The sequence below is a fragment of the Nostoc sp. LEGE 12447 genome, assembly GCF_015206985.1.
GTDB lineage: Bacteria > Cyanobacteriota > Cyanobacteriia > Cyanobacteriales > Nostocaceae > Nostoc.
The window spans coordinates 83,677-97,371 of sequence record NZ_JADEXT010000013.1 but is presented as its reverse complement, the minus strand read 5'-3'; the positions used below and the strand labels follow the sequence as shown (position 1 = coordinate 97,371).

14 protein-coding genes are annotated in these 13,695 nt (G+C 40.9%); 8 read left to right on the top strand and 6 right to left on the bottom strand.

The window, feature by feature from the left end:
- The first annotated feature begins 112 nt into the window (after positions 1-112).
- The 3 genes from IQ274_RS15840 to IQ274_RS15830 all read left to right on the top strand — a co-directional run bounded on the left by IQ274_RS15840 (position 113) and on the right by IQ274_RS15830 (position 2,924).
- Complete coding sequence (locus IQ274_RS15840; protein ID WP_175586919.1) at positions 113-577, top strand: response regulator; 465 nt, start codon at positions 113-115, stop codon at positions 575-577.
- Positions 543-2,432 carry a response regulator gene (locus IQ274_RS15835; protein ID WP_194142813.1) on the top strand — a complete coding sequence of 630 codons (1,890 nt, stop codon included), beginning with the start codon at positions 543-545 and terminating at the stop codon, positions 2,430-2,432. The genes IQ274_RS15840 and IQ274_RS15835 overlap by 35 nt, the downstream gene beginning before the upstream one ends.
- 108 nt (positions 2,433-2,540) lie before the next feature.
- Positions 2,541-2,924 (top strand): nuclear transport factor 2 family protein, encoded by a 384-nt coding sequence (locus IQ274_RS15830; RefSeq protein WP_163935529.1) that lies wholly within the window; start codon positions 2,541-2,543, stop codon positions 2,922-2,924.
- Positions 2,925-2,978: 54 nt separating this feature from the next.
- Here IQ274_RS15830 and pyrR read toward each other — a convergent pair whose 3' ends face one another.
- The 3 genes from pyrR to IQ274_RS15815 all read right to left on the bottom strand — a co-directional run bounded on the left by pyrR (position 2,979) and on the right by IQ274_RS15815 (position 5,371).
- Positions 2,979-3,515, bottom strand: a complete 537-nt coding sequence (gene pyrR, locus IQ274_RS15825; RefSeq protein WP_114082469.1) for a bifunctional pyr operon transcriptional regulator/uracil phosphoribosyltransferase PyrR — start codon at positions 3,513-3,515, stop codon at positions 2,979-2,981.
- 63 nt (positions 3,516-3,578) lie between these two features.
- Positions 3,579-4,550, bottom strand: a complete 972-nt coding sequence (gene cbiB / locus IQ274_RS15820) for an adenosylcobinamide-phosphate synthase CbiB (protein WP_194142812.1) — start codon at positions 4,548-4,550, stop codon at positions 3,579-3,581.
- Positions 4,551-4,930: 380 nt separating this feature from the next.
- Positions 4,931-5,371 carry an Rrf2 family transcriptional regulator gene (locus IQ274_RS15815; protein WP_012409421.1) on the bottom strand — a complete coding sequence of 147 codons (441 nt, stop codon included), beginning with the start codon at positions 5,369-5,371 and terminating at the stop codon, positions 4,931-4,933.
- A gap of 394 nt (positions 5,372-5,765) precedes the next feature.
- Between IQ274_RS15815 and IQ274_RS15810 the strand changes: the two genes are divergently transcribed.
- Positions 5,766-6,179: an AbrB family transcriptional regulator gene (locus tag IQ274_RS15810; RefSeq protein ID WP_012409420.1), complete on the top strand. Its 414-nt coding sequence runs from the start codon at positions 5,766-5,768 to the stop codon at positions 6,177-6,179.
- A gap of 134 nt (positions 6,180-6,313) precedes the next feature.
- Here IQ274_RS15810 and IQ274_RS15805 read toward each other — a convergent pair whose 3' ends face one another.
- Complete coding sequence (locus IQ274_RS15805; protein ID WP_194142811.1) at positions 6,314-8,218, bottom strand: chloride channel protein; 1,905 nt, start codon at positions 8,216-8,218, stop codon at positions 6,314-6,316.
- Positions 8,219-8,690: 472 nt separating this feature from the next.
- Between IQ274_RS15805 and IQ274_RS15800 the strand changes: the two genes are divergently transcribed.
- Positions 8,691-9,077, top strand: a complete 387-nt coding sequence (locus IQ274_RS15800; RefSeq protein ID WP_114082473.1) for a hypothetical protein — start codon at positions 8,691-8,693, stop codon at positions 9,075-9,077.
- Positions 9,078-9,451: 374 nt separating this feature from the next.
- Here IQ274_RS15800 and IQ274_RS15795 read toward each other — a convergent pair whose 3' ends face one another.
- The gene (locus IQ274_RS15795) at positions 9,452-9,682 is read right to left on the bottom strand and encodes a hypothetical protein (protein ID WP_194142810.1); all 231 of its coding nucleotides are present in this window, start codon (positions 9,680-9,682) and stop codon (positions 9,452-9,454) included.
- A gap of 19 nt (positions 9,683-9,701) precedes the next feature.
- On the opposite strand from IQ274_RS15795, the gene IQ274_RS15790 reads away from it, so the two are divergent.
- A complete protein-coding gene (locus IQ274_RS15790) occupies positions 9,702-10,313 on the top strand; it encodes a hypothetical protein (RefSeq protein ID WP_194142809.1) in 612 nt (203 codons plus the stop codon).
- A gap of 100 nt (positions 10,314-10,413) precedes the next feature.
- On the opposite strand, the gene IQ274_RS15785 is transcribed toward IQ274_RS15790, so the two are convergent.
- Entirely contained in the window at positions 10,414-10,782 is a 369-nt protein-coding gene (locus IQ274_RS15785) for a hypothetical protein (protein ID WP_012409416.1), read from the bottom strand.
- A gap of 213 nt (positions 10,783-10,995) precedes the next feature.
- On the opposite strand from IQ274_RS15785, the gene IQ274_RS15780 reads away from it, so the two are divergent.
- Both IQ274_RS15780 and IQ274_RS15775 read left to right on the top strand, forming a co-directional pair.
- Positions 10,996-11,232, top strand: coding sequence for a hypothetical protein (locus tag IQ274_RS15780; protein ID WP_163935513.1), 237 nt, complete (start codon positions 10,996-10,998; stop codon positions 11,230-11,232).
- A 484-nt stretch (positions 11,233-11,716) separates the two neighbouring features.
- Positions 11,717-13,648: an ArnT family glycosyltransferase gene (locus IQ274_RS15775; RefSeq protein ID WP_194142808.1), complete on the top strand. Its 1,932-nt coding sequence runs from the start codon at positions 11,717-11,719 to the stop codon at positions 13,646-13,648.
- Positions 13,649-13,695 lie beyond the last annotated feature (47 nt).

Below are 13,695 nucleotides of genomic sequence, written 5' to 3'. Positions count from 1 at the left end.
GATTTTTGTCAACGGAAGAGTTACCATCTATGCCAGGTTAATAACTTGATTCATAATAAATTACTGCAAAGGAGACGATGTGGAGGGTCGAAAAAGAAATCTCACCATCTTAATGGCTGATGACGATGAAGACGATGGCATCTTGGTTCGTGAGGCATTGGTAGAGAGTCAAGTGCCAATTGAACTATACATCGTGAATAATGGTGAAGAGTTGATGGATTATTTGTACCATCGTGGTCGATATGCAAACAGGAGCAGTTTACCGCATCCTGGTTTGATTTTATTAGATTTGAATATACCGAGAATTAACGGTCTTGAGGCACTCAAAGAGATAAAATCTGACCCCCAACTGCGGCAAATTCCAGTTGTAATACTGACAACATCACGAAGAGAAGAAGATATATATAATGCTTACGATTTAGGTGCGAACTCCTTCATCATTAAGCCAGCGCCTTTTGCCTCATTAGTCGAGGTCATGGACACTCTAGTCAAATACTGGTTTGAAATCGTGAAACTACCACTACAAGCAGTGGGAGAAAAACATGGACAACAGCCCTATCAAAGTTTTGTTCATTGATGATGACGAAGATGACTATATTTTGACTCGTTACTGGTTCAGTGAATTTCACGTAGCAGACTGCGAGTTGGAGTGGGTGAATAATTATGAAGCAGCAAGAAATGCGATCGCTCGCCACCAACATGACGTTTATCTTGTAGACTACCGTTTGGGGCCACACAATGGACTGGAACTTTTACGCGAAGCAATTGCCAACGGCTGTTCTTCTCCCATAATTTTACTAACTGGTCAGGGCGACTGGGAAATAGATATCGAAGCGATGAAAGCTGGAGCCGCAGATTATCTTGAAAAAAGCCAGTTGACTGCACCTTTGTTAGAGCGTTCTATCCGCTACGCCATCGAGCGCAAACAGACAGAACAGAAAATCCGCGAACAAGCCGCTTTACTAGATGTTGCTACCGATGCAATTTTTGTGCGTGATTTAGACGATAAAATTTTATTTTGGAACAAAGCTGCTGAGAGTCTGTACGGTTGGAAAAAAGAAGAAGTAATTAATAAGAAGACACGATCTCTCTGGCATGAAAAACATCCGTCTAAAGTTCAAGAAGCACTCAGTGTTTTGATGAAAAATGGCTCTTGGGAGGGCGAATTACAGCAAAAAACAAAATCAGGTAAAGAAATTATTGTCGAAAGCCGTTGGACACTAGTGCATGAATTCGGCAATAAAGCACAATCCTTTCTCGTTGTTAACACTGATATCACACAAAAAAAACAACTTGAAGCGCAATTTCTCCGCGCCCAGCGATTGGAAAGCATTGGTACTTTAGCCAGTGGTATCGCCCACGACTTAAATAATATTCTTGCGCCTATTTTGATGACAGCCCAACTGTTAGAGGCACAAGTCCATGATGAGCGTTCTCGGCGACTGTTGCCAATATTGATTACAAACACTAAACGCGGGGCAAATTTAGTCAAGCAAGTATTATCTTTTACTCGCGGACTTGAAGGCGATCGCACAATATTGCAATTAAAGCATTTAATAATAGAAATTCAGCAAATTATTAGAGAAACATTTCCCAAATCCATTGAAGTTTCCACTCAAATTTCGCAAAATCTCTGGACTGTATCTGGTGATGCCACCCAACTGCATCAGGTATTGATGAATTTATGTGTTAATGCTCGTGACGCTATGCCAAATGGTGGAACTTTGAAAATTTCGGCGGAAAATCTCTTAATTGATGAAAATTACGCCAAGATGCATATCGAAGCTCAAGTTGGTCATCATATCGTTATTACTGTTACTGATACAGGAATTGGGATTAAATCAGAAATATTAGATCGCATATTTGATCCATTTTTTACTACCAAAAGACTCAATAAAGGTACTGGTCTTGGTCTTTCTACAGTCCTTGGCATTATTAAAAGCCACGGTGGTTTTATCAACGTATGTAGCGAACAGAGAAAAGGTAGCCAATTTAAGGTATATTTGCCAGCACAAGACGCGGTGGAAACTATAGAAGAAGAAGACCAAAGACTACCTTCAGGACAAGGAGAATTAATTTTAGTTGTAGATGACGAAGCTGCCATTCGAGACGTGACAAAAACATCCTTAGAAAGCCATAATTATAAAGCAATGACAGCTAGTGATGGCATTGAAGCAATAGCCTTATATGCAGAACATCGAGATGAAATATCTCTTGTCTTGACTGATATGGTAATGCCGTCTATGGATGGGATAACTACTATCCGCACCCTGCGAAAAATTAACCCAGATGTCAAAATTATTGCCGTCAGCGGACTAACTTCGACAGATAAAGTTAATACAGCCTATGATATGGGTATTAAAGCCTTTTTATCTAAGCCTTATACAGCTAGTCAATTACTGCAAATTATTAGCACAGTTCAAAAGATTTAGGAATTTGAAATTGAGCATGGGGCATTGGGCATTACTAATTTATTTGTCAAACTTGAGAGTTATAATTTAGTAAATCCTAACTTCTAACTCCTAACTATTAAATTCCCCATGACAAAGGATGAAGTCTTAGCGGCTAATGCAGCTTTTTATCGAGCTTTTGAAAGAAAAGATATTGAGATAATGAGTGCCGTATGGTCACAAGGAACTGGTAGTTTTTGTATTCATCCTGGAAGTAATATACTACGAGGTTGGAAGGAGATTCGTATATCTTGGGAGCAGATATTTAAAAACACCGCTTATATCGAAATAAACACAGATATAATCGCTACAGAAATAGTTGATAATATTGCTTATGTTGTGCTGAGAGAAAATGTATTCCAAGTAGTAGCTGGGAGAAGACTTGAAGCACAATCAACAGCTACAAATATATTTCACTTTCTTGGTGGAAAGTGGTATTTAGTTCATCATCATGGCAGTCCCATTTTGCGGTGAGGAATGGGGAATGGGGAAGAGTTTTGCAATGACTCAATGACTAATGACTAATGACTAATGACTAATCAACTCTACTGCATCTCGTCCATCGTAATTTTGTAAGTAAACTTTTACAACTTCTTCTTTAGCAGTAGGCAATTTCTTTCCAATAAAATCTGGATGGATTGGTAATTCTCGATGGCCCCTGTCTACTAACACAGCTAAACGAATCACCTCTGGTCTACCGTAATCGTTGACTGCATTCAAAGCAGCGCGAATTGTCCGTCCTTTAAAAATCACATCATCCACGAGTACAACCGTTTTCCCCGTCAGGTCAAAAGGAATTTCACTTTTCGTTGGAGTCCGCAATCCAATTTTGTCGAGGTCATCTCGATAAAATGTAATATCCAAAGCGCCAACTGACACGGCTACACCTTCTAGCGTCTCAATCTGACGTGCCAACAATTCGGCTAATAACGCACCCCTGGTATAAATACCAAGAAGCACCAACTGAGACAAATCACGCGTCCTTTCCACAATTTGAGAGGCCAGGCGAGTTAAGGTACGACGGATTTCTTCGGATGAGAGAATTTCAACGACTTTAGCAGACATAGGGAATAATAAGTTAGGAGTGATGAGTTAAAAGTTAGAAGTTTTTATTCTTAACTCCTAAATTTACTTGTTTGGGAGTATTAAGAATATTGCGATCGCTATGCCTAACCATAGCAAAAAACAATATCGAGTTAGCTGCAAAGCATTTTGAATAGAAGTTGCAGTAATGGGATAAATAGCATCTCCTAGCAGTGGTTTGTACTTAGCCACCCCACGATACCAATTTGTACCTCCCATCTGCACACCCAAAAAAGCAGCATAGACACACTCACTCCAGCCAGAATTGGGACTAGGATCGTTAATTGCATCCCGACGACAAATTCGCCAAACCTGCATTGGTTTACCCGATAACAACGCCAGAGTCACGACTGTTAACCGACAAGGTAGCCAAGTTAAATAATCTTCTAACCGCGCACAAAACCATCCCAAATAAGTATAGGGTGCTTCTCGGTATCCCACCATTGAATCAAGGGTACTGCTGGCTTTGTATGCTAAAGCCAAGGGAGTTGGCCCCACAATTGGCACAAAGACACCAACAATTGCATAAAAAAGCGGAGCCATGACTCCATCGGTAGCATTTTCTGCAACCGTTTCTAAAACGGCTCGCAAAATTTCTGTTTGTGAGAGGTTTTGGGTATCTCGACCAACGTAATTACTTAAAATCTTCTGAGCTTTCTCTAAATCTCCTGCTGTTAAAGGTTGTAAAACAGCTACTGCTGCTGCTCGCAAACTCCTACCAGCAAAACAACTAGCTAAAAGAATGGAATCAATTGCAATTCCCAACCACGGATGAACACATCTGGCACTTTGGATAATCAAAAAACCAACAAGACCGCTACCAATTATTAAAATAATCCCTAGTACAATTCCAGCTAGGCGTTGTGTAAGAGGATTTTTACACAATTGGAGAAAAAATTTGCTTAGGCGAGAAATTACCCACCCCATAATTTGTACTGGATGAGGGCAATCCCAAGGATCGCCAATTAAGTAATCTAAAAATGCAGCAATTATTAAGATATAGATGCTATCAGTCATAAGTCACGAGTCAAGGGTCAATCAATTTTGGATTTTGGATTTTGGGTCGCACCTTTGGTTCGCTTCCAGCGCAACGCCGGATTTTGGATTGACCCCGACCACGTTAACGTAGCCGTACAAAATCCAAGTACTTGGCTCTGATGGCGCAGCGTTAGCGGTAGCGTACTCCTGCGGGGAAGGAAGCTACGCGCAGCATCTTGTAGAGAGGAATGAGCATCCATAGAAGCGTCGGATTTGAAATTAAGGATTTTCGATTTGTTCCCCTCACGAAAGCGTTGCGGGACGAATTACCGATTAGCTTATCAACCAAAAAATCTAAAATTCCTAGCCAATATTTAAGCTATTGACCGGAGGCGGAGCGTCTCCGGCTCCACTCTTGGCTAAACCACAAAACTAGCTTCTTCCCCAAGGGAAGCTTGCCAACTACGAGCATCGTAATAAAGGTCTGCCAGAGTAATACTGTACAAAGCTTCTTTGAGCTTTTGGTTGAGTCTTTGCCAAAGGCTAAATGTTACCCAATCTTCAGCTTGTGTAGGTGCTGGGGTGTGATGAGGTAAATGGCTAGTCTCACCAACTGCTTCTAAAATTTGTCCTATAGATATTTGTGCAGGCTCTCTTGCCAATTGGTATCCGCCGATGCTGCCACGAATTGATTTAACTATTGATGCACGACGCATTTCTATTAGTAGTTTTTCGAGATAAGGAGCAGGGATATCTTGACGTTTAGCGATCGCTCTTACAGATACAGGCCCATATTTTGGCTGTAAACTCAAATCTAGCAACGCCTTTACACTATAGTGTCCTCTGGTAGTTAGTTTCATTTTGGCAAGCTTTGTTGTTTATCCTTTGTCATTTGTCCTTTGTAAATAACCAATAACCAACGACCAATAACTAAGGATCAGTTTTACTTATCATTCTGTAACTCAATTATCATCCTCAGCAAATAAACAACCTTTAGAGCGTTAGTTTAGAAAACTTAAACAAGTATAGTTTAGCAGTGATTTACAAACTATATATATAGCGATCAGCATTGCCAGCATTCTCTAAAATAGATTGTCTTGACAATATTGTTAATGGCATAACAATTGTGCATCTGAGTGTAATATACTTGGCTAGGTTGAGATAAAAACTAAAGGATTATGTTCCTATTAGCTCAACCTCAGCTAAAATAAAATCGATTCCAACACTTCAAACATCCATTTTTGATCTAAGTTGATGCCTAAACAGAAAAAAATTGAACCCCTACTCGGTGAAGAACTGCTCAAAAAAGTTAAAGAGCTAGAGAACGAGAGCAAAGAAGACAAAGCCAAGAAGTGCGGCTACTATACCGTTACTAAAAACGGTATAGAGCGCGTCAATATGATGAAGTTCTTAAATGCCCTAATTGATGCTGAAGGGATTCAGTTGGACAGTACACCAAGTGCTAATGGGCGTGGTGGACGTAGTGCTAGCTATAGAATTAGTGTGCAATCGAATGGTAACTTACTTATAGGTTCAGCTTATACAAAACAGATGAATCTGAAACCAGGAGATGAGTTTATCATCACTTTAGGCAAAAAGCACATTCGTCTGAGACAGGTAGATCCAGAAGATCGGGAAGGTGATGAAGCCATAGAAGCTACAGCTTAATAAATGGTCATTAGTCATTTGTCCTTTGTCCTTTGTGAAAACCAATGACTATAAAAAGTCATTAGTTAATCGTCATTTGTCCTTTGTAAAAATCAATGACTAATGACCAATGACTAATGACTAATGACTAATGACTAATGACTAATGACTATATCTGTAGTGGGTAAGGTTGGTAAATAGTGGCGAAGTGCCTTGCGCGTAACTGCTAAATTGCAGGTTAAGGCAATTTGCTCTTTTTCTAGTAAACCCAAAATGCGATCGGGTTTGTCTCGTGCTACCACTGGTAATTGATGTAAACCTCGAAGACTCATACGATCTAAAGCTTCAGATAAGAGTTCATCTTGCCATGCATAGAGAATTTCAGTAGTACAAATATCTATGAGAGTTTGACTGGATAAATTATCTGGAATTTCAGTTAGTGAATTCGGGTAACTTTGCCAAAGAGCAAGGGCACGGTTAATATCTTCTAGAGAGAGTATACCAACTAATTGCTCGGCTGCATCAATTACTAAAGCACTTCGGGTGCGATCGCGGATCATTTCCACAGCTGCATCTAAAACTCCCAGGGTTGCAAGTAACTTTTTGGGATAAGGGTGCATAGCATCTTCTACTAAAATGTGCTGCACAATTTCCGCTTGTTCATCTTTCAATTCCGAAAGACCAATTTGTTGTAGATTAGAGTTAGAGTTAAAAGTTGGTTTAATCCTTTCCACTAGCCAAACACTCAAACCCACAGCTGCCATCAACGGTAAAACAATGCGATAGTCACGGGTTAATTCAAACAGCATTAAAATAGCCGTTAACGGCGCTCTGACACTAGCAGCTAGTACTGCTGCCATTCCTACCATTGCGTAAGCAGGGGGAGCCGCCATTTGATCGCAAATAGTCGGGAATGCCACAGCTAAAAGTTTGGCATACGCTGAACCAAAAGAAGCACCTAAAAACATGGCTGGTGCAAACAAACCGCCAATGAAACCACTACCTGCACTAATTGCAGTCATCAGTAGCTTCACCATCAACAGCACTATTAACAGGGAGAGTGGAAACTCCACATCCTGAAGCATTGCTTCTACAGTTTCATAACCCACACCCAAAATTTGTGGGAAATGCAAAGCAACTGCGCCAATTATCACACCGCCAATAATTGGATGAATTGGCTCAGGAATTCGTCCCAAAAAAGCAAAACCTCGAACCTTTCCAGCAAAGCAGGCTTTTGCTAAACGAATTAATTGAGTATAAGCCAGAGAAACAAGGCTGGCCCCTAAACCCAAGCCAAGATAAAGGGGTAATTCCAAAGGACTGCGGACTTGGTAAGCAGGTAAATCAAAAGCAGGTTGTGCCCCCAAACCAATTTGGGCAATTAATGCTGCTACCACCGCCGCTAGCAGTACCACACTGACCGCAGAAGTAGCGAAAGATGTCGCTCCCATCACCACCTCTAGAGCAAAAAATACTCCAGCAATGGGAGCATTAAATCCTGCCGCAAGTCCAGCCGCCGCGCCAGCACCCAATAGCAAACGTTGTCGCTCTTGAGATACATTGAGGATCACAGAGAACAACATCCCAAAATTTGCGCCAATTTCTACACTTGGCCCCTCTGGTCCCAAAGAAGCACCGCTCCCCAAAGAAACAGATGCGGCCAGCATTTTTGTAACAGGTCGTAGTGGTCGCTTAATCTCTTTTCCCTGAGAAGCGGCGATGAGAGATGAAAGTCCAGGACCAAAATCTTGAGTGCGCCAGCGCATCAAGCCAACGATTAGCCCTCCAAGGGTGGGAACGCAGGCTAAAGTCCAAGCACCCCAGACACCGATTTGACCCATTAAATTTTCCAGCATCAGCTGGTGAATCAACTGGATTAAATAGTGAAAGGTGACTACACCCATACCCGTACCACCGCCAATCAGCATGGCTAAAAACAGGACAACTGTTTCTGGGGATGGTTGAAAACGATTAATTAGGTCAGCTAAACGAGCGGAAGGTGTAGGAAATGCAGGTTGTTCCGTTACCTTCCTCAGTTGAGTGGGAGGTAGGAGAGTCATTGAGAGGCGAGGTAAATGTAAGAAAAAATTTAAATTTTTATCTGTTACTTCTCATTGTGAGCCATTATTTAGCAACGAGACAAGTAGACTTTATTTGCTTGATTTACAAAGCTTTAGCAAAAAATGTCATTGTGCAAAATTTTTGTGGGGAGAATGGTTAAATGGGAGACAATTGTTATTTGAGGGTCAAAGATCCCTAGTGGGGTGCGAGTGAGCGCCAACACTATTTTTTCTAGAGACAACAAAGTTTTTGTGGTCTGGTGGATACACCTGCAAACATTAACTAGGAGTCATCCTTGCCTAAATCTAGCTATACTCGTGTTGCGACCATTGAGCCATCCTTGGTAGTAATACAATGTATGTATGATTTATGGCTGTTGTCAGACCATACTTGGAAGTCTGCTAAGTATTGATCGGAATTCAATATAGCTATTCTTATAGAGCGAGTAAATGGACTAGGCGGACGAGGTAAATGAATATACACACCTTTGATAATCATTATGTTACTTGCCCAATTTGCCAAAGAAATGCCACTCCCAAACCAGTTAAAACGCGCATGGGCTTGTTTTGCTGTCCCTATTGCCAAGAACGGCTAGTAGTTTGCCAAAGCGGTCATTATGTGCGCGATCCGTTTACTTGGAGACAACTGATGATTGCTTCCTCGTTACGTCGTCAAAGCCGACCTTTAGCTAGGATTATCAGAGATTTTGTCTTGCTCAAGCGTCCGATGGTAGCCTTAGCTGTAGGAAGTGCCATTTTCTTTAGTGCGATCGCCCTAACTCAAGAAAAGACAAGTTACGAGCGCCAAATCTCTCCGACAACAGAGAAAGTTAATCAACCAGGAAATAAATCTCAGTAACTGGATTACTTTGGTATAAATCAAATCTTACTTTGATTTTTGTAATATTATAACTAAATACTTTTATAAAACCGTGTCTTATTACCCCAAATAGGACGCGGTTTTACATATATTTCAGCAAAAAATGTATTTTAATTTACCAAACTATTGGCGATCGCTCTCTTTTCGATTTACTGATATTAGCCTTTTCTAGCTGCTAAACGGAAATAAACCAAAAGCTAAAAGCCGATATTTGTGTAATTATTTTTGTTTTCATAGCTTGATATGTTTGGATATTAAAATGCCACTTTCTGGTAGATAGCCTTATACATTTACTATTACCAGCATCCTAAATTGCTTTGTGTATGGTTCCCCAAAAATCAATAGCTAAAACATTAAAAGACAAGATTTTCTACAGATACTTCCAAGCTTGACCTTCTTCTGAATATAACCACACTTTCTTTAGTAAGCGGGGTTCCTCCCAGCACCTTCATAGCGTTATGGTGGAGACTTTCTAGCGCCAAGGTAGAAGATTCGGCTTCGCTGGGCGATCGCTGCGACCCATTGAAATAATCTTGCTGAAAAACGGGAAGACTATGGTTACTCCCTAATGGGGAAATTTCCATGAAAGTCGTGAATAGAAAAATGCTCAAAAAATCCCTGCTTAAATGTTTGATTTTGCCTTTTTCTCTAGTACCTTGGCTGTGCGTGGGAACGCTTTTTGATTCCCAAGCCAATGCTTTACCAGGTCAAAGTACAGAGGAAGTAGGCACTTGGATTAAAGCACATCCTACACTCCGCCCTAGAAGTGGGGAGTTATTGTTTGTGCAAAAGACTGATACTGCTGCTCAACGATTCACTTTTCAAGCGTCGGTATTGCCCCCTGGTAGGGTGCAATTTTCTAAAGACCGTGGCACAATTCGTAGTGAGCGCATTTCCATGTATGATGCCATTAACGGCATGACCTTTGCGCGTCTCCAGGAATCCTTGCGGGTGATTTATGGCTTGGAGATTTATCAAGACTACGATCGCGCCCAGGTAGTTTACCAGTATCCCAACCAAAAGGTAGTTAACTCGGCGCGTCTGGCTAAAACTCCTATTCGGGAAGCTTTAAAGGGAGAATTACGAGTAGGCGATCGCTATGTATATTGGGTGGAAATTGCTCAACCCAAGAGTGGCAAAGCTTTTACCGGGCAAATGACGGTTTTGCTCAAAACTGACTTAGACAAGTTAGAAGGTGAACTGCAAATTCGGTAATGGGCATTGGGCATTGGGTATGGGGCATTAATTATTCTTCCTCGCTCCCTCATCTTCCTCTGCCCCTGATTTTCCACTTAAAGGTTACTGAAATAGTGTTCTATAGTTTCCCTAGGCTGATGGGAGCTAGGGTTTGCCATATACCTGAAAAGATACTTTCAGATGCTAAGGAAATTCGTAGCAAATCTTCCTTTAGTAGTGGTGGCCAATCTATGCCAGCTTTACGCCCTGCGGCAAATAGCTGTTGTGCCTTAATGCTTAACTGATAAAGGGCTAAAGCCAGTTCTCGGTCTAGGGTCTTTGCATCTTTAAGGGCTTCAAACACCACTTTCAATGCCAACAAAATTGAAGTGATCTGACCGGGTACCGGCGGTTTCCCCTGTTTCATACGCGTTAACAGCGCATCTGGGTTTTCCTCGGTTGTGATTGTCTGATCTATGAGGAGTTTCCGAGCTGTTTCGTAATTCATGTAGTCAGTTTAGCGTACATTTTGCTTCAGCAGTAATACCTAATTAAAAAGTCATAAAATTGGCTTCTAGTTATTTATAGCAATCTCATTTGATTTGTGAAAAGATAAGCTTGGGAAAAATAATGGATAATTTGCGATGCTATAGGTTAACCAGATAGACTGACATATAAGAATATCTTTGAAAAATACGCCCCGCTTGGAATCAGAAGCAAAATGATATCACTGAATTTACTAGAAATTGAGCGCTCAATCCGTGCCTTGTCTGTAGAAGAGCAACTTTGGCTCTTAGAAAGCATTGCTAGACAAATCAGAGAAAGTGAATATACAAAAGATAAATTTGCTGATGTCACAAATCAGGAAGAACAACTGGAATTAATGGTTGATGAGTCAAAGATTTCAACAGAAATTGCTGCGATCAAAGATGAATTTGCAATTTCTGAAATCCTCTGATATGTAAAAGTAAAAATTATGAGTTTGCCAGATTTAAAAAGTCAAATATACAAGTTATAGGTGAGCGATCGCTTAGAGAATGTTTGAGAAGTTACTAGTTAAGATAACCCCTGCTCTTGAGAGCGGGGTTTTGTACTTGATGCATAATCCTAATGACGTGAATTATCCGTCTTTCAAGTCATTGCCGACAAGAGTAAGCGTAGCTCAACCTGGGCTACGCTTATTTTTATCCTGCTTTCAGTAGTGCATTTATTGTCTAATTTGTCAATAAATGCACTACTGAAATAGGACTTAGGAACTTGCTCGGCGGTGATAATTTGGTAAACTCTTGGGTAGCTTCGAGCAACTGGTATTGTTCCAAGCCCAAGAAGTGTAAAGTGTTAAGTGTTAAGTATTAAATAAAAAAAAATTTGAATTTGAGCCTTGGAAGAACAAAAGATAGATAATCAACGACTATTGAGTAGTGATTGTTGACTATTGACTAATGAGCATGAAATTGAGTGTTAAGCACACTGTTGATCAGTGGTTCAACAAAATAGCAAAGAATCCAGGTCTCAGTGTCACTGTGTCGGGTTTGTGGTTAATGGTGGTTGGCTGGATAGCTTTTGGGTGGAATTTGGGCAATATTGGCTTGATTGATGAGACAGAGCCACTGTTTGCCGAAGCTTCCCGCCAGATGTTTGTCACAGGTGATTGGATAACCCCATTTTTCAATGGTGAAACTCGTTTTGATAAACCTGCTTTAATTTACTGGTGTCAGGCGATTGCATATTACATTCTTGGAGTAAATGAGTGGGCAGTACGCCTTCCTTCTGCGATCGCAGCATTTGGCTTAATTTGTTTAGCTTTTTACACCGTACAGTGGTATTTCGCTAAACAAGATGAATTAGAGCAAGTTTCACGTCCTACTCGCCGCTACTTAACATCTTTTATCGCAGCAGCGCTCATGGCACTCAATCCCGAAACTATTATTTGGGCGAGAACCGGTGTCTCTGATATGCTGCTCACCGGATGCATAGCATCAGCTTTGTTGTGTTTCTTTCTAGGGTACGCAGGGAAGGAAGGGAGTAGGGAGCAGGGGAGCAGGGGAGCAGGGGAAGCAGGGGGAGCAGAATTAATAACCAATACCCAATCCCCAATGCCCTATGCCCTATTCCCTAATAAATGGTACTTGGCTTGTTATGTGCTAATTGCTGGCGCAATTTTGACTAAAGGCCCAGTGGGAATTGTCTTGCCAGTGATAATTGTTGCCGCCTTTTTGCTTTATGTGGGAAGATTTAGAGAGGTATTGCGGGAAATGCGCCTCTTCGTGGGTATACTGTTAATTCTAGGTTTGTCAGTGCCCTGGTATGCTTTAGTAATTTGGCGCAATGGCTGGAATTATATTAATGCCTTTTTTGGTTATCACAACCTGGAACGCTTTACAGAAGTAGTTAATGGTCACTCAGCACCTTGGTATTTTTACTTTGTAGTAGTGCTGCTGGGTTTTGCACCATACTCCGTGTATTTACCAGTTTCTATAATAAGACTAAAGTTTTGGCAGCGATCGCACTGGCGATCGCTTGAACGTTTTCAGCAGTTTGGTTTATTCGCCTGGATTTGGTTTGCTAGCATCTTTGGCTTTTTCTCCATTGCTGTCACCAAACTGCCTAGTTACGTCTTGCCTTTAATGCCAGCAGCAGCGATCCTAGTGACGCTTTTATGGAGCGACTTTTTGCAGGATACAGAAGACAGACAAACATCTCCTGTTTCTTCCTCTCCCACTCCTCCCCCTTCCCCTACTTTTCTCCGAGTGAGTGGTTGGTTGAATGTAATGTTTTTATCAGTTCTAGCAACAGCACTGTTTAACATAACCCATATATTAGGTACTGATCCAGCTATCAGTAACTTTCACGAACTAATTCAAAAATCTGGTTTACCAGTAATAGCTGGCGTAATGTGGTTGATTTGTGCAATATTAGTTGCTGGTTTCTTACTGAGTCGCCAATGGAACTACATTATTGGAATTAATTTACTAGGGCTTGTGGCGTTTATAATTTTTGTCTTAACGCCTGCTTCGTTTTTTATTGATCGAGAACGTCAATTACCCTTAAGGGAATTATCTGCGGTCATTCTAGAAGCAAAACAACCAAATGAAGAATTGATCATGCTTGGCTTCAAAAAGCCCAGTGTGGTATTTTACAGCCACATTCATGTAAATTATTTAGGACTTCCTCAAGAAGCTATAGAGCATATTAAAAACCAGGCCGCTAAGGGATTACAACCCCCCTCACTGTTGCTGTTGGCTGAACAGAAAAAGTTTTTACAAATGGAATTACAGCCCGATGATTACAAAAGTTTATCTACCAAAGGTGCTTATAACCTAGTTCGGGTTCCTTTTAAGAAAAAGAAAAATGAAAAAATAGACATATCTTAAAATTGTCATTAGTCATTTGTCCTTTGTCCTTTGCGAATAACCAATGA

What these genes read in the sequence shown, in the direction of transcription:
- IQ274_RS15815 (WP_012409421.1), bottom strand. Translation starts at nt 5,371, where the DNA reads ATGAAACTAACTACCAGAGGACACTATAGTGTAAAGGCGTTGCTAGAT.
- IQ274_RS15790 (WP_194142809.1), top strand. Translation starts at nt 9,702, where the DNA reads ATGCTCAAAAAATCCCTGCTTAAATGTTTGATTTTGCCTTTTTCTCTA.
- IQ274_RS15810 (WP_012409420.1), top strand. Translation starts at nt 5,766, where the DNA reads ATGCCTAAACAGAAAAAAATTGAACCCCTACTCGGTGAAGAACTGCTC.
- IQ274_RS15780 (WP_163935513.1), top strand. Translation starts at nt 10,996, where the DNA reads ATGATATCACTGAATTTACTAGAAATTGAGCGCTCAATCCGTGCCTTG.
- cbiB (WP_194142812.1), bottom strand. Translation starts at nt 4,550, where the DNA reads ATGACTGATAGCATCTATATCTTAATAATTGCTGCATTTTTAGATTAC.
- IQ274_RS15805 (WP_194142811.1), bottom strand. Translation starts at nt 8,218, where the DNA reads ATGACTCTCCTACCTCCCACTCAACTGAGGAAGGTAACGGAACAACCT.
- pyrR (WP_114082469.1), bottom strand. Translation starts at nt 3,515, where the DNA reads ATGTCTGCTAAAGTCGTTGAAATTCTCTCATCCGAAGAAATCCGTCGT.
- IQ274_RS15835 (WP_194142813.1), top strand. Translation starts at nt 543, where the DNA reads ATGGACAACAGCCCTATCAAAGTTTTGTTCATTGATGATGACGAAGAT.
- IQ274_RS15795 (WP_194142810.1), bottom strand. Translation starts at nt 9,682, where the DNA reads ATGGAAATTTCCCCATTAGGGAGTAACCATAGTCTTCCCGTTTTTCAG.
- IQ274_RS15785 (WP_012409416.1), bottom strand. Translation starts at nt 10,782, where the DNA reads ATGAATTACGAAACAGCTCGGAAACTCCTCATAGATCAGACAATCACA.
- IQ274_RS15840 (WP_175586919.1), top strand. Translation starts at nt 113, where the DNA reads ATGGCTGATGACGATGAAGACGATGGCATCTTGGTTCGTGAGGCATTG.
- IQ274_RS15800 (WP_114082473.1), top strand. Translation starts at nt 8,691, where the DNA reads ATGAATATACACACCTTTGATAATCATTATGTTACTTGCCCAATTTGC.
- IQ274_RS15775 (WP_194142808.1), top strand. Translation starts at nt 11,717, where the DNA reads ATGAGCATGAAATTGAGTGTTAAGCACACTGTTGATCAGTGGTTCAAC.
- IQ274_RS15830 (WP_163935529.1), top strand. Translation starts at nt 2,541, where the DNA reads ATGACAAAGGATGAAGTCTTAGCGGCTAATGCAGCTTTTTATCGAGCT.